This window comes from Thiobacillus sp., assembly GCF_018780105.1.
Lineage (GTDB): Bacteria > Pseudomonadota > Gammaproteobacteria > Burkholderiales > Thiobacillaceae > Thiobacillus.
Genome location: NZ_JADMKC010000005.1, coordinates 84,991 through 104,285 on the forward strand (window position 1 = coordinate 84,991; position 19,295 = coordinate 104,285).

The window sequence follows — 19,295 nt, forward strand, 5'->3', positions numbered from 1 at the left end:
CAGGAACTAAGCGATGGACACCCTCTTGAGCCGTTTGCAGCATCTTGCCGCATTGCCTGAACATCCGACCAGTCTGGAGGACAGTCTCAAACAGTGCGTGGCGATGACGGCCGTATTGCTGGATGTGCACGGCAGCACCATCCTGTTGTTCGGCGAGGCCGAAGCAGGCGAGGACGTGCCCATGCTCAAGGTGTTCGCCATCGGCGCAGACCAGGCCGTCTGCATCAGCAACGATTCGCAGAACCAGCATGCGGTCGTGTTCGACCGGGTGGTCACTGTGGATGCGCCGGAACTGATCGGGAATCTGGGTGAGGCCGATTACGCAAATCTCAGGCATCCGCAGCGGGATGGTTTCAACAGCCTGATTGCCGCGCCCATTCATATCAACAGCAAGGTCGTCGGCATCCTCACTGCCAGCGGCCACAAATCGGGTCGCCCGCTGGACCAGCGCGATCTGGAATGGCTCGGCATGATCGGCATGCTGATCGGCAAAACCATGCAGGTGGTGCAACTGCAGAACGTGCTGTCGTCCCGCTTCGCCCAGATGGCGCTGGTGCGCGAAGCCAAGGCCAACCTCGGCGTCGCGCTGGAAAAGGCGGTGGAAAACCCGGATCAGCTGGCGCGCATCCTGGCGAAATCCTTCTTCCGCGAAATGACCACTACCGGCTTCAGCACCAGCCAGATCATCCAGGCCTCGTCCGAAATCATTGCCCAGCTATCCAGCAGTTTGAACCGGCATAGCAAGCGCATGGAAAAGCCGAAAGACAAGGGCGTTTGAGCGATGCACATCAACCCGATACAGGCACGCATCATGAAGCACGGCATCGTTTTTTTTATCGCAGGACTGGTTCTTGTGCCGCCAGCGCTGGCTTTCGACTGGAACAAGGCGCTGGAGGACGCGATGGGTAAAACCAGCGGCCAGCCGGCAGGCACCGCAGCCAGCCCCGGCGTGGATGCCCTGTCCAACGCCGACATCAACGCGGGATTGAAAGAAGCGCTGACGCGGGGTGCCGATTCTGCGGTCGCGCAATTGGGCGTCAAGGATGGCTTCTACGGCAATCCCGCGCTCAAAATTCCGCTGCCGAAAAACCTGCAAAAAATCGACAAGACCATGCGCATGTTCGGCATGGGCAGCCAGGCCGATGAGCTGGTGCTGGCGATGAACCGCGCCGCCGAGGCTGCCGTGCCCGAGGCCAAGACCCTGCTGGTTGGCGCGGTAAAAGCGATGACGCTGGACGATGCCAGGGGCATTCTGACCGGCGGTTCCACCTCGGCCACCGACTTTTTCCGCAGCAAAACCGAAACGCAACTGACCGAACGCTTCGGCCCCATCGTCAAGGCCGTCACCGATAAAACCAGCCTGGCGCAGCAATACAACCGCTACGCCGGACAGGCTGCGCAGTTCGATCTGATTGATAAAAACCAGGCTAGTGTCGAGCAGTACGTCACCCGGCAATCACTCGATCGCCTGTATCGCCTGATCGGCGAGAAGGAGCAGGCGATCCGTGCCAGTCCGATGCAGGCAGGCAGCGATTTATTGCGGCAGGTGTTTGGCGCAGTGAAGTGAGTAGCGCGGGTGCTTTTGGCCTGGAATAAAAGGTCAAGCGGAGTAGGGCTACCGTCTCTTGTTCGGCCGAAGCGGTCCGTGCTGTACTCCCTCATCACGTCAACTTCATGACCAAGAGCAGCCAGTGAAGCCGACCCAAGCGACATGGAAGACGTCGTTCTTCCATGAGGCTCGCTCCTGATGGTTCAGGTAAAAAATCAGGCGCATAATCCGGCAGCCTCTATCTCCTTTTGCATAACGTGATAAAGAGACGGCCTGACAAACATCCACTGAAGAGCCAAGACTATAGACCGAGAAAATGCCTGTCTCTATATTAAAAAACGTCCGGCCCCATGGGTCTCTCTATTAACTGTTAGGCGGCATGACTGAGACCGAACACTTCGACCTAGAGCGCTTCATGCGATGGTTGTTCATGGCCGCGCCATGGATATTCATCGCCTTCGCACTGCTCGGTTTGTCATTGCCGTTCCTGCCTGATGACGGCAAGCCGAGGAACTCTAAGTTCGAGATGTATCTTTCATTTATGGTGGTGATCTTCTTCGGAGCACTGGCTTGGATCTCTAGGCGTGTTGTTCGGGAGTTGCCGAACGCCCCCGTGTCCGTGGACAGGTACGGCATCTGGAGAACCGCCCACCCTCGCGAAACATCTTTAATCCATTGGTCGGCCATCACACAGGTGCGAGAACGCCCGTACCTCCAACGCCTGGAGCTGTTCAATGGATCTGGTGAGTTGCTCCTGAAACTCGAGTATCAGCTACGAGACTTCCCGAGGCTCCGCAGTCTCGTACTCGAACGGTCGGCGCTCGCGCCTGTTCGAAGCCCTTTGGGTAAAGCGTTTGCAAAGAGCTACGCGTATCACATCTTTAACGCGGCTGCCCTTGTCGGCTTTGTCGCGCTCAGCATCTACCTCTGGCCTACGAACCCTGTGCTCAGTGGTGTCTTGCTACTTTCCGTTGTCGGGTTCGGATCATGGGAGTACTTCACTACCGCTTGCAAAGTTGAGCTGCTCGCAACGGGGATGGTAGTTTCTTGGCCGGTGCGTAGGCTTACGTTGTTTCGTGCGGACATTACGTCCGTCGAGATGTCTGACCTAGTCGTAAACAGCGCTCTCCACCCTCAGGTGTTGGTCAGCCATACAAAGTCTAAACGCCCAGTGGTTCTTCGCGGTTTAGGCACGTCCGCGGTAGATCTAAAACGCGCAGTCCAGGCCTGGAGAGAAAATGGCGCCTAACCCCTCGTTCAAACGGACAAACATGATGTCACGATTGATCGACACGAGTATCTTTGCAGGTAGCCTGATTGGTCTACTCGCAAGCGTAGTGCTGGCTGTGGTTGGAGTTGCTGTGGCCCCTGCGCCACTTACTGGCCTCGCCGACAGTGTTTCCAAAGGCGTGATGTTCGGGCTGTTTCCTGTCGGAGGAGCATTTGTCCTTCGTTATAACAACCTCACTCAGGATACAACTCCACGAGAGGTACAAAAATGGGGTTACCGTGGCTGTCCTCCGTGGATGAGGTATGCTTGCTATGGCCTCATGATTGCGGGGCTCGTGTTGTTCTTCATGCCCGCATTATTTGAATCGTTAGGCTCAATCCCAAAGAGCGATGGTTCCGCATTTCCCTCAACCGTGCCAGGGGGATTTGGCTTGTTGGCCTACAGTGCATTTTTCGGGCAACTGTATTCATTGAAGGTCCTGGCTAACCAGACGTTCCAAGGGTCGCGCCGACAAGCGGCGCGTCCCTGAGCTAGCACGTTGAATAGCACATGACCGGTAAGCGCCGAACACCGGCCAAATGGAACGGCCAGCCTGGCCGGCCGCTTCGGCCGAACAAGAGTCGGTCGCTACAAACAGCCTGATCTTCCACTCGGGGTTATAACTTTCGTTGAGTAGTGTTTTTTAACATGGGCCCTCGACCAAGGGCTTGGTACTACGCCTGCGTTTTGCTCATCTGGCTGTCGCAATAGCGCAGGTTGCAATCACTCCATTGCATCAGGATCGTTGTCCATGGATGGCGTCGCTTTGTTATGTTCGGCGTCCAGAGCCGCCTGGTTGCGGGCTGCATCCAGGATCGCTTTTTTGCGTGCGGTTTCCAGCGCCGCTTTGCTACGCTCTACATCCAGCATCACCTGGCGGGTCTCCGGGGTTTCCAGACTGATGCGGCCCAGGGTGCCGGTGCGGTAATCGGTCAGCAGGATCATCGCCGCCTTTTCCAGGTCGAGTTCGCCACCGCGACCCTTGATCACGCAGCCGCGCCGTTTGGCGACGGCTTCCAGCACACCGGTCGCATCCAGGTCTTCGAGTGCAAAACCGTAGCGCGCCTTCAGCAGGGCCGGGTAGCGTTCGAGCAGAATTTCTGCAAGAAACACCGCCACCTGTTCGTCGATGACGGCATTGCGGCCGATGGCGTGGCTGGCGGCGAGCATGAAGCCGTCGGAGTCGTGGGCGATTTTGGGCCAGGTCATGCCTGGGGTGTCGACCAGCGACAGCAGCGGGGAAATGTTGATGCGCTGCTGCGATTTGGTGACTGCGGGCTCGTCGCCCACCGCCGCCACCCGGCGCTTGACCCAGGTATTCATCAGGGTGGATTTGCCGACGTTGGGAATGCCCATGATCATCAGCCGTAGCGGCTTGATCGGATCGTTGCGATGCGGCGCGAGTTTCTGCGCCACGGCGGCCAGCTTGGCGACATCGCCCGGCTTCTTGGCGGAAATCGCCACCGCTTTCACGTTCGGCAGACTGTTGTAATAGTCGATCCAGGCGCGCGTGGCCTCGGGGTCGGCCAGATCGACCTTGTTGAGCAGCTTGAGGCAGGGGCGCTGGCGATGCGCGCGCAACTCGTGAATCATCGGGTTGCTGCCGGCCTCGGGCAATCGCGCGTCGAGCACTTCGACGACCACGTCGATCAGCGCCATCGTTTCGGCCGCCTTCTTGCGTGCGGTGGTCATATGACCGGGGAACCACTGGATCGCCATGGGGGAGGGAAAAGGGGGGAAAGGCGGGATTATCCCCCAGCCACAGGCTTAACGCTTTGTTTCATCAATCAAATAACGACTGAGCGGGGTGAATCCCCCTATAATTCGCGGCTCTCCGGAACGTGTGGCCGCAGGGTCATGACAAGGAACTGAATGCAGGATCATTACGAAAAGCTGGGCGTCCCGCCTTCCGCCGCGCCCGAGCTGATCAAGCTGGCGTATCGCAAAAAGGCCGCTTTCTACCACCCGGACAAGAACTCGGCTGCGGATGCGCCGATGCGCTTTCGCGAGATCCAGGATGCGTACGAAGTGCTGTCCGATCCCGAGCGGAAAAAAGCGTACGACGAATACCGCCAGCGCAGTCTGATCGACGACCCGGTCGCGGTGGCGCAGGAGATGGCGGCAAAATATATCCAGGGAATACTCAATTGAAAATTTCGCGTTACTTTACGAATCTGGCCCAAAGTTACCTCGAAGAAATCGACGATCTGGTCACCGATTCCGAAGGCAAGTCGGTGCTGCAGCGACGCTTGAAGGACAAGCGCGGCGAAATGGACGCCCTGCTTGCAATGATCGACTACAGCCCCGAAATGGTGGCGGTGATTTTTTATGACGCGTTCGGCTTTCAGTCGGCCGAAGTCATGCAGAGACTGCTGCAAAGCGAACCCGAGCTCGGCGACTTCCTGAAGTGGGACGTTTTGCGCAAAAGCCTGAGCATCGCCCCCTGGGCCGAGCCCCTGATTGCCACCACGCTCAAGGTCGCGGGCGGCGATGCGTTTCTGGTGACGGCCGCAACGCTGGAATTCGTGCGAACCAAGGCTGCGTTCACGGCATCCAAATCGGAGGCGGCCGACGAATCGGGTGGCGACGACGATGACTCGGAAGACGAAGCAGACGATCTGGGCGATGCCGGCTCGGACTGGCTGGTCGAACAAGGCTTCGACACCCGCGAAGAGTGACCCTCACCCCACCTGTATCAGTAGAAGGACGCAGCATGCACCCGGTAGTCTTGAAATCCTCCGAGTTGATTCTTTCCGGCGACATCGAGGGCGCCGAGCGCACGCTCGTGGCCGTGGCCGAGCAGCATGGTGACCATGCGCTGGTCAGCCTGCTCGACGAACTGCCTTCCAAGGATCTGCTCGCCATCATGCGCGAGTTCGATTCGTCCAAGGAGTCCATCGTCAACATGCTGGTGACGCCGGAGCAGTTCGCCCATTCCATCGTGCTGGAACGGCAGTACGGCGAGCGCACCAGCGAGCGCCTGCGCGCCATGGTGAACGCCGTCATCTACCGCGACGAAAACACGGTCGGCGAATACCTCGATACGCTCGTCAATACCGAAGGTGGCATCAATACGCTGGCCGACTACTTCGAAGACCGCTATGACGAGTTGCTGAGCTTTGCCACCGGCGGCCGCTTTGCGCCTGAATACGAGCAGGACGGCGGGGTGCAGGTCCACACCACCTGGTTGATGGAAAAGCTGGATGAACTGGACGAAAGCCTGGGCTTCGGCAACGCCATCGAAGAATCGCGGCCGCTGCTGCAGCGCACCGAAGTGGCCGACGGCGACTGGATGGAAACGGCCTGGATCCTGCGTTACGAATTGCCCGATGCGTTCGAGGAACTGATGGGCGTGCTGCGCACGCGCGTGGCCAAGCATCTGGAAGCGCTCAACGCCATGCTGCTGGCTGCCGAAGCCGGTGAGCCCGCCGATGACGAAGAAGAGTCCGCCATTTGATGACGGCTGAACCGATGGCGACGGGCCTGAGCGGACTGGCCGCGTACGACGGGCGGCCGTTTTTCGACAAGGCCCTGCATCACGGGGTGAAGCAGGGAATGATCGCACCCGAGCGCCTGCGCGTCATCCAGGCCGATTTCGCGAAGGGCATCGTGCAGATCGCCAATTATTTCGGCACCGCCTATCTGCGCCCCGATCTCGAACTCGCGGTGCGCCGCATGGTGCATCTGATGAGTTTGTATCTGGAAGAGTTTTCGGGCGGCGACCTGCCCCGGGCTGCTGCGTCGCTGCGCGACAGCAGCCTGCTGTCGCATTCAAAGGGCGGTTCGGACATGCTCAAACGCCTGCAGGCGATGCCCGACAGCAGCCTGATGCTCGGCAATACCGTGTCGCCCGAGAGCCAGCGTGCGTATCTGGACGAGAAGACCGCTGCCCATCCGATGACGCTGGCCGAGTATCGCGCCGAGCGTGCGGTGCGGCAGCGCAGCCAGGATACGCTCGACTTTTCGCTGTGGCTGGCTAAAAAAATGGGCGTCGCGCGCGGCGATTACGACGATGCCGAGGCCTTGATCCGCAGCGCCATGCTGGTGCTGTTCGTCGACAAGGCGGCGCTGACTCTGCCGACGCGCAGCGCGTTCGTGCATCTGCTCAAAGCCGCCAAACGCCCCAAGGCCAAACTCGATACAGCGCGTTTTCAGGCTTTTCTGGCCGACGCTACCGCCGCGTTCCAGCAGCAGGCGGAGCGCGCGATGGCGCGTTTCATCGAGCAGGACCTGGCGCAGATTCGCGCGGAAGACACCACGGCGGACAGGCTGCTGTATGGCGATACCGCCCAGCCCTATTTCGTCAGCGAAAGCCTGGACGAAGACGTCAGCGAATACGACCGCCTGGTGGCCAAGGAATGGCAGCGGGTGACGCGCGGCGAGTCGGACGATCCGCAGGTGCTGGCCACCGTATTCCTGCTGCTGGCTACCGGGCTGCCGCCCAAGGCGACGCTGCTGCTGAAAGACGCCAAGGAAGTCACCCGGATTTTTCGCAGCAGCGGCTTCGATTCGGATGCAGTGCTTGCGTTCGTTGAGCAGAATGCGCCCGAATCGCAACGCGCCGACCTGCGCCGTGCCTGGTCGGACGACATCCGGCGCGAAGCGGAAGACCGTCTCGCCGACACCGATCCAAACTGGCCCGATTCCTATATGGAACGCGCCCTCGCGTATTTGCATGGGGCGTGCCGGGCGACCTGGAAAAGCGGCAGACGCTAAGTCTGTTGGCTTGCCGATGAGGCAGGTGAATCAAATCGTCAGCCAGTCCACGCCCACTTCTTTTTCGACTGCGACATGGCCGGCTTCGAGGCGATAGCTCAGCGAGCAGGCCTGAACCGGATTCGACAGCACCGCCGGATTGAGAATGCCAAAGGTGTGGCCGTTGCAGCGCGCCGAGCGCGACACCAGTCCCGGAAACCCTTCCCGGTGCAGCCGCTTGCCGATGGGCTGGGTGTCGTCGTAGCGCGTGGGATGAACCAGTTCGGGCATGCGTTTGATTTCCGGTCTGAAATCCACCAGCGCGGCATCCCCGCGCACCCAATACACCTTGCGCTCGATGCGCACGCCTTCCCGGTCGAAGCCCGCATCGGCCAGTAGTCCGTTGCGCCAATGCCAGACGGTCTCGTGGACCGTGGTTTCGATGGCGTCCGCGCCGTACCAGATGCCGAAGGTGCCGTCCGAAAAACGGCTCCTGGACCAGTTCGGCGGCTGGAAGGGGTAAGTGACCGCCTCGATCCAGACGGCTTCTTCAAAGGGCCGGTTGATGGCGGGCGAGTCCGACGTGTACGGCTTGGGTTGCGTGGACAGCTCGTGACGGATGGCCACGTTCCAGTCCTGCGGGTCCGGGCTCAAATCGTCGAACAGATCCTGCGATTGCCGGATGGAGACGATATTGCGCGCCAGGTTCTGATGGATGTCCGCCAGCCGCAGCGCGTCGAATAGATTGCCGATACTCAAACCCCACGCGCCCGGTCGAGATAGGCGCGGGTTTGCAGCAAGCCCGCGAATCCCCATTCGGCAATCAGCTCGACCGGTGTTTTGCCAGCGAATGCCCGGTTGGCGGTGGTCATCCAGGCGTAGGCCAGATCGCGATCATGCGGGAACAGCAGGCGCAGGTTTTTGTGGATCGCCAGCAAATGCCCCGCGCGCTCCAGCAGGTCGCGCGAGTTGGCCAGCGGCTCGCCCTTGCGATAGCGCGCCAGCGCCGGGCGATTGCCTGCGGACAAGCCCAGCAGGGCAAGCTGGTCGTTGCTGGAGAGCTTCCAGTGTTCGAACAGCGTCGTCACCATGCGCGCCAAGGCGCCGCGCGTGTCGGGTTCTTCCTGGGGCGAGGGTGAGCTGATGAAGGCAGGCTGGTTCATGGCGGGCTGCTCCGTGGATGCTTGTTACAAATATAACAAGTATTGATTTAATTGCAACCAATCTTCCTTGGATTGGACTACCAGCCTGGCTGGGGAAATTCAGCCTTGCGGTCGCCGCCGTATGCCAGCATTGGCACGCGACCGTTCGCCTGCCTGCGCGTCGTCATCCATGCCAAGGATGCGGGCCTTCACCGTCTTCCCCTTGATCTTGCCGGACGCCAGCCAGCGCAAGGCTTGCTGCGCGATCTCGCGCGCCACCGCCACATAGGTGTGGAATTCAGTGATGTTGATCTTGCCGATCTGGGCGCTGCTGAAGCCTGCTTCGCCGGTAAGCGCGCCCAGCACGTCGCCGGGGCGGATCTTTTCCTTGCGGCCGCCGAGTATCTGCAGCGTCGCCATCGGCGGCAGCAGGGGTTCGTCGCTGGCATCGGACAATTCGGCGATGGGGTGCCATTCCACTTCGGTGCCGGTTTCCTTGGCGATGTTGTCGACGCGCCGCATCTGGTTGTGGCTGGCGAGGCTGAGCGCCCAGCCGTCCTGATCGGCGCGCCCGGTGCGGCCGATGCGGTGGATGTAGACCTCGGGATCGGGCGTGACATCGACGTTGATCACCGCTTCGAGCTGGGCGATGTCGAGCCCGCGCGCGGCGACGTCGGTCGCCACCAGCACCGAACAACTGCGGTTGGCGAACTGGATCAACACCTGGTCGCGCTCGCGCTGTTCCAGTTCGCCATGCAGGGCCAGCGCCTGGAAACCCTGCTCGCGCAGCACATCGAGCAGATCGCGGCATTGCTGGCGGGTGTTGCAAAACGCCAGCGTGCTGACCGGGCGATAGTGGCGCAGCAGCGTGGCCACGGCCGGCAGTCGGTCCTCGTTGGCCACTTCGTAGAAACGCTGGCGAATCTTGTCGCTCTCGTGCTGCTCCAGCAGTTTGATGGTGCGCGGCTGGTGCAAAAACTGCCGCCCCAGCTTCTCGATGCCTTCGGGGTAGGTGGCGGAAAACAGCAGGGTTTGCCTCTTTATTGGACACTGCCGCGCGACAAACACCATGTCGTCGTAAAAGCCCATGTCCAGCATGCGGTCGGCTTCGTCGAACACCAGCGTGTTGAGCGTATCCAGGTTCAGGCTGCCGCGTTGCAGGTGATCCATGATGCGGCCCGGCGTGCCGACCACGATGTGCGCGCCATGCTCCAAGCTGGCCAGCTGCGGGCGCATCGTGCTGCCGCCCACCAGGGAGAGCACCTTGATGTTGTCCTCGGCGCGCGCCAAGCGGCGGATCTCCTGCGTCACCTGATCGGCCAGCTCGCGCGTCGGGCACAGCACCAGCGCCTGCACGTCAAAGTAGCGCAGGTCCAGGTTTGCCAGAAGCGTCAACGCGAAGGCCGCGGTCTTGCCGCTACCGGTCTTGGCCTGTGCGATCAGGTCATGACCTTCCAGCGTGATCGGCAGGCTGGCCGCCTGGATCGGCGTCATGTTGAGATAACCAAGCGACCGCAGATTCGCCAGTACCGCGGGCGGCAACGGCAGCTGATCGAACGAGGTGCTGAAAGCCGGATCGGTCGTTTCAGCAGGGGTGGACAGTGAGTCGGGGGAGGGCGGGTGGGGATCGGTCATGCGGGATTATAAGGGTGCGTCATAATCTGGCGGTTCTAATTCACTGACTTGATGCTGCGCTGGACGACAGCCGTGGCACGCCTGCTAGATTGATGCAGAGGTGGCAGGGTATGTCTATCTGCTTGGGAAATTATTCAAAACCCTTTTAGTGCGGCCGGCTCGGGCGACGCGCTCGAAGCCGCCGTGTGGTTGCACGGCGGCGAACCGACTATTCCCTCAACAAGGATTTGACGATGCGCTTCAGCACATCCAACGCCGCGTCGGGTGTGGCGTCGAACTGCGCGCGCACGATGGCGCCGTCGATGGATAGCGCAATGGCCTGCGCCAGCTTCGCGCGCTGACGCGAGGCAGGCAGCACGGCGGTGATGGCGGTGGTTACCGCAGCCTTGTGCGCCTGTGCGATGCTGGCCACCTCGGGCATGCTGCCGGCCAGTTCCCCCACGCTGTTGATGAAAGCGCAGCCGCGATAGCCGGGATCGCGCAGCCACTCCCCTACCGCCGGTACGATGGCGTCCGGTCCTCCGCCGTGACGAGCCAGCGCCTCCTCGAACCACCGCATCCAGCGCTGGTGGCGGTAATCCAGGTAGGCGCGGATCAGATCGTTCTTGCTCGGAAAATGCCGGTAGAAGGTGAGCTTGGCGACGCCGGATTCGGCAATGACGCGGTCGACGCCGGTGGCGCGCACGCCGTCGCGGTAGAAGAGATCGTGCGCGGTACGCAGGATGCGGTCACGGGCGGATGGCGTGTCAGTGGTCTGGGAATCAGATGTCATGCCGGCATTGTAGACAGATCTGTCTACACGGGCTAGACTGGGCTTGTGTAGACAGACTTGTCTACATCAACCGAGGAGAGCCCATGGAAACCAAATCGCCCCTACCCCCTTTTACCGAGGAAACCGCACGACAGAAAGTGCGCATGGCCGAAGATGCCTGGAACACGCGCGACCCCGCGCGCGTGGTGCTGGTGTACACGGAAGATACGCGCTGGCGTAACCGCGCCGAATTCCCGGTTGGCCGCGCGGAAGTACAGCGCTTTCTCGAACGCAAGTGGGCGCGCGAACTCGACTACCGCCTGATCAAGGAACTGTGGGCCTGTACCGGCAACCGTATCGCGGTGCGCTTCGCCTACGAATGGCACGACGACTCGGGCCACTGGTACCGCTCCTACGGCAACGAGAACTGGGAATTCAACGAGCAGGGCTTCATGATGCGCCGCTACGCGAGCATCAACGACCAGCCCATTGCGGAAGCCGAGCGCAAATTCTTCTGGCCGCTGGGTCGGCGCCCGGACGACCATCCAGGGTTGAGCGATCTGGGTTTTTAGGCACATTGCGAGGACTGGACTTCCCGGTGTTCAGTAGGCATCCCGGGCCTATGAATTGCCGAATGAGGCCGTTCATATTAGGCAGTGACCGATAGGGTTGTCGTCGCTTCAGCGTTACTGCTGTTGTTGGTTATATAGGCCTGCATCAACTTCATGATCTGAATCATGACCTTCGCTTCCGAATTACTGCTCGCGGAGGAAGATGAGGTTGAGCTGGATGTGGATGATGTTGTCGCGTCAGAACTGCTGGAATTGCTGCTCGACTGCTGGAGGGCCATCGCCTCCTGGAAACTGACCTTGCCGTCGCCATTCGTATCCGCAGCTTCGAAGTTCTTGATGACGTTGGAAATCATGCTTGATCGCTCACTGTCACTGCTGCCGATCTCTTCGAGCTGACTCGACAACTCCTCTTTGGTAAAACCCTGATCATCACCGTTTTGTGGTGGCGGAGGCGGTGGCATTCCACTCATTCCGTTCATGCCATCCATGCCGCCGGCTTGCATGGCCATCTGCATCCGGCTGTCCTGTAACTGCTGCTCAAGCGCATCTTGTAGTTTCTTCAGGGAATCGGAGAGCTCCTGTTTGGTGACCTTGCCGTCACTATCCGTATCAAGTTGGGCAAACAGATCATCAACGTTACTCGATGCACTCGACGCGTTCGACGTCGAAGTGGAGGACGAAACCTTGTCGTAGGCTGCCTGAAGGTCCGATTTCTGGATGTATCCCTGTCCCGAAGTATCCAATTGCGCGAACAGGTTTTCGGCCATCTCGGCAGGATCGGGGCGCTGCCTCGTCCCACGCATGGCGTTCATGCTTTGCATCATCATCGAATTGCTGCTGCCGATACTGCTTATGCTGCTCATGATTTGCTCCTTTTTCCTGGTTGTTCGGATTTCCCGTCTTCACGGACGCACTGCAAGTTGCTATGGGATACATCGGCGAACAATTTCAGGAATTCAGGTGCCGCGGTGTAAAACTGGGTTAATTGCCGTTAAGTAGCACCCCCGGGTTTTATCATTGCGCAGGTTTGCCATTCCCATCCCGGGATTGCCCGCAAAGGGTGCCGCTGCCGCACCGCGTTAAGACGTGTTAATCCATCGCAGAAATAAATAGTTGCATGACCCTGCGCAATTCGCAGCAGCAAAGACTGCCTGCGTATTGGGTTAATTCCTGTAAATGTGGCGTGTAGGTCGACACTGCTGCCTTAACATCACGCCATGAACACGACTGAAGCATTTGCCAGACCAAGCGTCCTGCTAGTCGATGACGACCAGGAGCTACTTGATATGCTGCGCGACTACCTCGAACGAGATGGTTTTGCGGTCAGGTGTGAATATGATGGTCTAAGCGGGGCGGATGCTGCACTGAGTGGCCACTACGATATCGCCGTCCTCGATGTCATGATGCCGGGACTTGATGGCTTTCAGACTTTGGCAAGAATTCGTACGGCGAGCACCATGCCGATCATCATGCTCACGGCGCGGGGTGACGATGCTGACCGGATTGCCGGCCTTGAACATGGCGCCGACGACTATGTGCCAAAACCCTGCTCTCCGCGCGAGTTGGCCGCCCGGCTACGCGTCATTCTCAAGCGTCTCCAAAAGCAAGCAGCCAGCGATACACAAGCAGCACAACCCCTGATTGCTGGAACGCTGAAACTCTGGCCGACCTTGCGGCGTGCCGAGGACAATGGCACGCCAATGGAGTTGACCAGCACCGAGTTCGGTTTGCTTGAAGTGCTGGCACGCCATGTCGGACATCCCGTCAGCAAAGCGGACCTTTCCACCGAAGCCATTGGCCGCCCACTGACGCGATTCGATCGCAGCATCGATGTCCACATCCATAGCATCCGTAACAAGCTGAAACCGTTACCTGACGGTCGCTCTCGCATCCAGACGGTGATCCGCAAGGGCTACCAATTGATATCGGGGTAGCCATCATGAAATTGGGACGTTTGTTCTGGAAGTTCTTTATCTTTTTGTGGTTGGCTCAACTGGTTACGGCTATCGGTGTTGGCGTGATGATCTGGACGCATCGTAATGAGTATCCCGGTGGCTTCCCTCCGCCCCCTCCGCCCCATGAACTCCGCTCCGAAACAGGCGAGCCCTCTGCCGGAATGAGGCCGAGGCCACCGCAGCCTCACAGGTCAATACTCCCGCCGCTGATGCCTATTGTGATGGGAGGCATCGTCAGCCTGCTTTTCGCCTGGCTGTTGGCTTTGTATTTCTCGCGCCCGATACGAACGCTTCAAGACGCATTCGAAGCCGAAGCTGGCGGCAAGCTTGATACCCGAATCGGGGCGAAAATGGGAATGCGACAGGACGAACTGGCAGACCTGGGGAAAGACTTTGACCGTATGGCGGAACGCTTGCAGGCACTGGTCGAAGGTCAGCGTCGACTGCTGCATGATGTTTCGCATGAGTTGCGTTCTCCACTGGCACGACTGCAAGCCGCCGCTGGCCTGTTGCAACAGCAACCGGAGCGTGCAGAGGAATTCCTTGAGCGTATCCAGCGTGATACAGGTCGTATCGACACCCTGGTCGGTGAACTTCTGACGCTGGCCCGTCTGGATGCCGGCATGGACGCCAACCTCCGGGAAACATTCGATCTGGCCGAGTTGATTGAAGACCTGGCCGAGGATGTGCGCTTCGAGGCCATGACCAAGGAGGGCATGCTCGACCTTGCGCTCGAAAACAACCTCCACGTCACGGGCAACATCGAGATGCTGCGGCGGGCCTTGGAGAATGTCCTGCGCAATGCCGTACGCCATACCCCAGAGGGAACCATCGTCACCATGACCGGAAAGCACGAGCAGGGATTCGTCGTGGTGGAGGTCATCGATGCCGGCGCCGGGGTGGCCGATACCGATCTGGAAACCATCTTCGAGCCTTTCTACCGTGCTGAAAACTCCAGGCCTTTTGAAGGCTACGGACTCGGCCTGACTATCGCGCGTCAAGTCATGAAATTGCATGAAGGCAGTATCAAGGCTGCGAACCGGGCGTCGGGAGGGTTTGCCGTCACCCTGCGTTTGCCCCTTGCCGCATGAAAAACGTCGCCTTGCACCCAATCGCGTTTCTGGCCATGATGCTCGCCGGCTGTGCGACCGTTGGCAATCCGTCCCTGCCCGTATCGACCGTGGCTGTGCCGCAAACGTGGAGTAATGCCGCCACCCCGGCAGCTTCATCGCTACAAGCGCTGGAACAGTGGTGGCGCCAGTTCAACGACCCGCTGCTCGACGAACTGATCGCGATGGCCATGACATCCGCCCCGGACATCCGGACGGCACAAGCCAAGCTGCGGCAGGCCCGTGCCAGTCGCGATCTTGAGGTCGCTGGCCTCTTGCCCAGTCTTGGCGTATCCGCTTCGGCGACCCGTTCCAGGGTCGGGACGGATGCCGGCGGATCGGGCAATACTCAGACGCTCTATGCGGCGGGCTTCGACGCAAGCTGGGAGCCTTCCATCTTTGGCGGTCAGCGCGATACCGCCGCCGGAGCCGTCGCCGACCTGGCGGCCAGCGAAGCCTCCCTGGCCGCGGCCCAAGTCTCGCTCGCGGCAGAGGTCGCGCTTGAATACATCACGCTCCGTACCACTCAGCAAAAACTGGCCATTACCCGCGACAACGTCGCCAGCCAGGCGGAAACCCTACAAATCACCGAATGGCGGCAACAGGCCGGGTTGACCACCGTCCTTAGCGTCGAGCAGGCCCGTACCACGCTGGAGCAGAGCCGCTCCCTGATTCCCGGTATCGAAATCAACCGCGCAGCCGCCGGGCATCGCCTGGCCATCCTGACCGGACAGGCGCCCGGCGCACTCGCCGGCAAGCTCAGCGAGGTCAAGTCCCTGCCGGTCGCCCCTGACAGCATGGCGCTCGGCATTCCCGCCGATACGCTGCGCCAGCGTCCGGACATCCGGGCTGCGGAGCTCAAGGTACAGGCCGAGATGGCGCGGAGCGACGCCCAACGTGCCGAGCGCTATCCCAGTCTGACATTGAGCGGCTCCTGGGGCTGGAAAGCCTTCAGCGCCACCGCATTGGGTGGCAGCGATGCCATGGTCGGCTCGCTGCTGGGCAGCCTGGCCATGAATCTGTTCGACGGCGGCCGTCTGCGCGCCCGCATTGCACTGCAGGATGCCGTGCAGGAACAAGCCGTGATCGCCTGGGAATCCAGCGTTCTTACGGCACTGGAAGATGTCGAGAATGCGCTGGTCGACTATGCGCGCAGCCGCGAGCGGCTGGACACGCGCCGCCGCGCCGTCGAGTCGGCCCGCAATGCCGCGCAATTGGCCCGAACGCTGTTCGAAGCCGGTGCCGTCGATTTTCAGCAAGTCCTCGACACTCAGCGTTCCCGCCTCACGGCCGAGGAATCTCTCGCCACTGCCGAAGGTGATTTACTCACTGCCGTCGTCCGGCTTTATAAAGCCATGGGCGGAGGCTGGCAGGCCGGCATATCAACACAGGATGGCACGTCATGAACACCAACCCAACGCCCGACATTCTCAACGCCGGCAGGTCAAGCACCCTGGGTAAACGTCTGCGCTGGATCGCTGGCGGACTCGCCGCAGCGGCACTCGTCGTTTTCATGCTCCTGTCCTCTGGCGGGAAACAATCAGGGCAATACCTGACCGAAGATGCGGTCACCGGCAATCTGGTTGTCACCATCTCCGCGAGCGGTACCCTGCAACCGACGCGCTCGGTAGATGTCGGTAGCGAGCTGTCAGGCACGCTGACCGAAGTCCTGGCCAATGACAACGATCGTGTCGTCAAGGGTCAAATCATCGCCCGCCTCGATACGTCGAAGCTGGAGGATGCGGTCGCCAAGTCGCGCGCTGTTGTGGCGCAAATGGAGGCGACGGTGGCCGAAGCACGGGCCAATCTGACGCGCTTGCGCCACGTGGCCGAACTATCTGGCGGCAAAGTCCCGGCGAAGAGCGAACTGGAAACGGCTGAAGCGGCTTTGCTCCGCGCCATCGCCGACGAAACCAGCGCCCGTGCCACGCTCAAGTCCGACGAGACCAATATCAGCAAGTCCGTGATCCGTTCCCCGATCAATGGCGTGGTCCTCACCCGCAAGGTGGAACCCGGGCAAACGGTGGTCGCTGCCATGAATGCGCCGGTGCTATTTACGATCGCCGAGGATCTGACCAAGATGGAATTGCAGGTGCAAGTCGATGAGGCGGATGTCGGCAGCGTCAAGCTCGGACAAGACGCCAGTTTCGCCGTGTCTGCCTGGGCCGGCCGGAGTTTCCCGGCCGCGATCGAACGGGTCGGCATCGGCTCGACCATCACCGACAACGTCGTCACCTACAAGACCGTGCTCAGGGTTGCCAACGACGACCTGGCCCTGCGTCCGGGCATGACGGGCACGGCACGCATTGTCACCGCCAAGCGCGACAATGTCTTATTGGTTCCCAATGCAGCCCTGCGTTTCACCCCGCCGGTCGTCGGCAACGCACCCTCGGGTGGCATCGTCTTGCGCTTGATGCCTCGTCCGCCCGTTTCGAACAATAAACCACAGGCCGCCACACCCGGCACGCCCCAGGTTTGGGTGTTACGGGATGGGCAAGCGGTGGCAACCCCTGTCCAGATTGGGCCGAGCAATGGACGCCAGACCGAGGTTACCGGCGGCGACTTGAAGCCCGGCATGCCGGTGATCGTTGAATATCAGGAAGCCAAGCCTTGAGCACCGGCACTGAGGGGACGGCACTGATTTCCCTGCGTGGCGTCACCAAGATCTACGGCAGCGGGACGACTGCCTTCGCCGCGCTGGAGGGGGTTGACCTGGATATCGCCGCGGGCGAGTTCGTTGCCATCATGGGGCCGAGCGGGTCGGGCAAATCCACAGCATTGAACATTCTCGGCTGTCTCGATGCGCCCAGCAGCGGGCAATATCTTTTTCGCGACATCCGCGTTGATGAACTCGACCGCAACCAGCGCGCTTTGTTGCGGCGTCATTACCTCGGCTTCGTCTTCCAAGGCTTCAATCTGCTGTCGCGAACGTCGGCTCAGGAGAACGTGGAATTGCCGCTGCTCTATCGTGGCGAAGAAGCAGTCAGGCGTCATGCCGCGTCACGCCAGGCGTTGGCCCAGGTCGGTCTGGCGGGTTGGGAACACCACACCCCAGGGGAACTCTCCGGCGGCCAGCAGCAGCGGGTGGCGATTGCCCGCGCCATCGTCACGCAGCCGCTCGTCCTGCTGGCCGACGAACCGACCGGCAACCTGGACAGCAAGCGCGGGCACGAGATCATGGAACTGCTGGTTTCGCTCAACCGCGAGCAGGGCATCACCATCATCATGGTGACGCATGAGCCTGACATGGCGGCGTATGCCAGCCGTACCGTGCGCTTCGCCGATGGTCACGTCGAGAGCGATACAGGAACCCAAGCATGAATCAGATGCTGTTGAATGCCATGCAACTGGCCTGGCGTGCCATCCGGCGCAACCTGATGCGTTCTTTCCTGACGGTGCTCGGCATCGTCATCGGCGTTGCGGCAGTGATCACCATGGTGACACTGGGCAATGGCGCCACGCGCATGGTTTCCGATCAAATATCGAGCCTGGGCAGCAATCTGCTGATGCTGCGCCCCGGCCAGCAACTCGGCCCAGGCCGCGATAGCGCGGGCGCCGCCAACTTTCGTATGGCCGATGCCGAGGCCATTGCGCAGCAGGTGCCTTCACTGAAAGCCATCGCCCCGGTCGCCGGCAGTCGCGTGACGCTGGTCGCTGGCGGGCAGAACTGGTCTTCGCAAGTGAGCGGCACCAGCAATGCCTACTTCGTCGCCGGTAACTGGAAGATCGGTGCGGGACGCATGTTCGAAGAGGAAGAGGAAACGACCGGAAAAGCGGTGTGTGTCATCGGCAACACGGTACGCAAGCAGCTCTTCGGTGGCGGCTCGCCACTTGGCGCCGAACTACGGGTGAAGAGTTTCAACTGCGAGGTGATCGGCCTGCTCGCCGCCAAGGGCCAGGGCGCCATGGGACAGGATCAGGACGACGTGGTCCTGATGCCGATTCGCACAGTGCAGCGGCGGCTCACCGGCAATCAGGATGTGTCGACCATCATGCTGTCGATGCGCGACGGCGCGAGTAGCGCGCAGGTCATGGAGCAGGTGCGTCGTCTGATGCGGGAGCGTCGCAAGCTGTCGGACAACGAGGACGACAACTTCCACGTCATGGATACCAAGCAGATCGCCGAAACCCTGTCCGGCACCATCCAGACCATGACCGGCCTGCTGGGCGCGGTGGCGGCGGTGAGCCTGCTGGTCGGCGGCATAGGCATCATGAACATCATGCTGGTCTCGGTCACCGAGCGTACGCGGGAAATAGGCATACGGCTGGCCATCGGGGCGCTGGAGCATGAAGTCCTGCTTCAGTTTCTCATTGAGGCCGTGGTGCTGTCCGCACTCGGCGGCCTGATCGGCATCGCGCTGGCCTTTGTCACCTGCCTGGGCCTGACCGCTGTCATGGGCATACCATTCCTGTTCAATCCTGGAATCAACCTGCTGGCTTTCGGCTTTTCCGCGGTGATCGGCGTGGTATTCGGCTACATCCCGGCGCGCCGTGCCGCGAGTCTGGATCCGATCGTGGCCCTGCGGTACGAGTGAGCGTCCTGGCATTGAGCAACCTCGCAAGCTTCACCTGGGGCAGATCTTGCGAGACGGATGTCCATTTAGTCAGGCGGATTCA

The 19,295-nt window shown here is 60.7% G+C and carries 21 protein-coding genes; 15 read left to right on the forward strand and 6 right to left on the reverse strand.

Annotated elements, in window-relative coordinates; translation table 11 throughout:
• Positions 1-13: 13 nt before the first annotated feature.
• From IV098_RS04660 to IV098_RS04675, 4 genes are all read left to right on the forward strand, one after another.
• A complete protein-coding gene (locus tag IV098_RS04660) occupies positions 14-778 on the forward strand; it encodes a GAF domain-containing protein (protein WP_296886654.1) in 765 nt (254 codons plus the stop codon).
• Positions 779-811: 33 nt separating this feature from the next.
• Positions 812-1,567, forward strand: a complete 756-nt coding sequence (locus IV098_RS04665) for a DUF4197 domain-containing protein (RefSeq protein ID WP_296886655.1) — start codon at positions 812-814, stop codon at positions 1,565-1,567.
• A 361-nt stretch (positions 1,568-1,928) separates the two neighbouring features.
• Positions 1,929-2,798 (forward strand): hypothetical protein, encoded by an 870-nt coding sequence (locus IV098_RS04670; protein ID WP_296886656.1) that lies wholly within the window; start codon positions 1,929-1,931, stop codon positions 2,796-2,798.
• Positions 2,788-3,309, forward strand: a complete 522-nt coding sequence (locus IV098_RS04675) for a hypothetical protein (RefSeq protein ID WP_296886657.1) — start codon at positions 2,788-2,790, stop codon at positions 3,307-3,309. Before IV098_RS04670 ends, IV098_RS04675 begins: the two co-directional genes overlap by 11 nt.
• A 233-nt stretch (positions 3,310-3,542) precedes the next feature.
• Here IV098_RS04675 and ylqF read toward each other — a convergent pair whose 3' ends face one another.
• Positions 3,543-4,538: a ribosome biogenesis GTPase YlqF gene (gene ylqF, locus IV098_RS04680; RefSeq protein WP_296886658.1), complete on the reverse strand. Its 996-nt coding sequence runs from the start codon at positions 4,536-4,538 to the stop codon at positions 3,543-3,545.
• A gap of 153 nt (positions 4,539-4,691) precedes the next feature.
• On the opposite strand from ylqF, the gene IV098_RS04685 reads away from it, so the two are divergent.
• The 4 genes from IV098_RS04685 to IV098_RS04700 are packed head-to-tail and all read left to right on the forward strand — an operon-like array spanning position 4,692 to position 7,535.
• Positions 4,692-4,970 carry a DnaJ domain-containing protein gene (locus IV098_RS04685; protein WP_296886659.1) on the forward strand — a complete coding sequence of 93 codons (279 nt, stop codon included), beginning with the start codon at positions 4,692-4,694 and terminating at the stop codon, positions 4,968-4,970.
• Positions 4,967-5,497 (forward strand): hypothetical protein, encoded by a 531-nt coding sequence (locus tag IV098_RS04690; protein ID WP_296886660.1) that lies wholly within the window; start codon positions 4,967-4,969, stop codon positions 5,495-5,497. The genes IV098_RS04685 and IV098_RS04690 overlap by 4 nt, the downstream gene beginning before the upstream one ends.
• Before the next feature lie 35 nt (positions 5,498-5,532).
• A complete protein-coding gene (locus tag IV098_RS04695) occupies positions 5,533-6,276 on the forward strand; it encodes a hypothetical protein (protein ID WP_296886661.1) in 744 nt (247 codons plus the stop codon).
• 14 nt (positions 6,277-6,290) lie between these two features.
• Positions 6,291-7,535, forward strand: a complete 1,245-nt coding sequence (locus tag IV098_RS04700) for a hypothetical protein (protein WP_296886662.1) — start codon at positions 6,291-6,293, stop codon at positions 7,533-7,535.
• Positions 7,536-7,565: 30 nt separating this feature from the next.
• Here IV098_RS04700 and IV098_RS04705 read toward each other — a convergent pair whose 3' ends face one another.
• The 4 genes from IV098_RS04705 to IV098_RS04720 form a co-directional block, all read right to left on the reverse strand.
• Positions 7,566-8,273: an RES family NAD+ phosphorylase gene (locus tag IV098_RS04705; protein WP_296886663.1), complete on the reverse strand. Its 708-nt coding sequence runs from the start codon at positions 8,271-8,273 to the stop codon at positions 7,566-7,568.
• On the reverse strand, positions 8,270-8,677 hold the full coding sequence (locus IV098_RS04710; RefSeq protein ID WP_296886664.1) for an MbcA/ParS/Xre antitoxin family protein: 408 nt from the start codon (positions 8,675-8,677) through the stop codon (positions 8,270-8,272). Before IV098_RS04710 ends, IV098_RS04705 begins: the two co-directional genes overlap by 4 nt.
• A 99-nt stretch (positions 8,678-8,776) precedes the next feature.
• Positions 8,777-10,291 (reverse strand): ATP-dependent RNA helicase DbpA, encoded by a 1,515-nt coding sequence (gene dbpA / locus IV098_RS04715; protein WP_296886665.1) that lies wholly within the window; start codon positions 10,289-10,291, stop codon positions 8,777-8,779.
• A gap of 208 nt (positions 10,292-10,499) precedes the next feature.
• Positions 10,500-11,063 (reverse strand): TetR/AcrR family transcriptional regulator, encoded by a 564-nt coding sequence (locus IV098_RS04720; RefSeq protein ID WP_296886666.1) that lies wholly within the window; start codon positions 11,061-11,063, stop codon positions 10,500-10,502.
• A gap of 83 nt (positions 11,064-11,146) precedes the next feature.
• Between IV098_RS04720 and IV098_RS04725 the strand changes: the two genes are divergently transcribed.
• The gene (locus tag IV098_RS04725; protein WP_296886667.1) at positions 11,147-11,614 is read left to right on the forward strand and encodes a nuclear transport factor 2 family protein; all 468 of its coding nucleotides are present in this window, start codon (positions 11,147-11,149) and stop codon (positions 11,612-11,614) included.
• A gap of 77 nt (positions 11,615-11,691) precedes the next feature.
• On the opposite strand, the gene IV098_RS04730 is transcribed toward IV098_RS04725, so the two are convergent.
• Entirely contained in the window at positions 11,692-12,477 is a 786-nt protein-coding gene (locus IV098_RS04730; protein WP_296886668.1) for an EF-hand domain-containing protein, read from the reverse strand.
• A 354-nt stretch (positions 12,478-12,831) separates the two neighbouring features.
• Between IV098_RS04730 and IV098_RS04735 the strand changes: the two genes are divergently transcribed.
• The 6 genes from IV098_RS04735 to IV098_RS04760 all read left to right on the forward strand — a co-directional run bounded on the left by IV098_RS04735 (position 12,832) and on the right by IV098_RS04760 (position 19,213).
• Positions 12,832-13,548 (forward strand): response regulator transcription factor, encoded by a 717-nt coding sequence (locus IV098_RS04735; protein WP_296886669.1) that lies wholly within the window; start codon positions 12,832-12,834, stop codon positions 13,546-13,548.
• A 242-nt stretch (positions 13,549-13,790) separates the two neighbouring features.
• The gene (locus IV098_RS04740; protein WP_296886670.1) at positions 13,791-14,660 is read left to right on the forward strand and encodes an ATP-binding protein; all 870 of its coding nucleotides are present in this window, start codon (positions 13,791-13,793) and stop codon (positions 14,658-14,660) included.
• On the forward strand, positions 14,657-16,084 hold the full coding sequence (locus IV098_RS04745; RefSeq protein WP_296886671.1) for an efflux transporter outer membrane subunit: 1,428 nt from the start codon (positions 14,657-14,659) through the stop codon (positions 16,082-16,084). Before IV098_RS04740 ends, IV098_RS04745 begins: the two co-directional genes overlap by 4 nt.
• Positions 16,081-17,292: an efflux RND transporter periplasmic adaptor subunit gene (locus tag IV098_RS04750; RefSeq protein WP_296886672.1), complete on the forward strand. Its 1,212-nt coding sequence runs from the start codon at positions 16,081-16,083 to the stop codon at positions 17,290-17,292. The genes IV098_RS04745 and IV098_RS04750 overlap by 4 nt, the downstream gene beginning before the upstream one ends.
• Entirely contained in the window at positions 17,289-17,999 is a 711-nt protein-coding gene (locus IV098_RS04755) for an ABC transporter ATP-binding protein (RefSeq protein ID WP_296886673.1), read from the forward strand. Before IV098_RS04750 ends, IV098_RS04755 begins: the two co-directional genes overlap by 4 nt.
• Positions 17,996-19,213: an ABC transporter permease gene (locus IV098_RS04760; protein ID WP_296886674.1), complete on the forward strand. Its 1,218-nt coding sequence runs from the start codon at positions 17,996-17,998 to the stop codon at positions 19,211-19,213. Before IV098_RS04755 ends, IV098_RS04760 begins: the two co-directional genes overlap by 4 nt.
• Positions 19,214-19,295 lie beyond the last annotated feature (82 nt).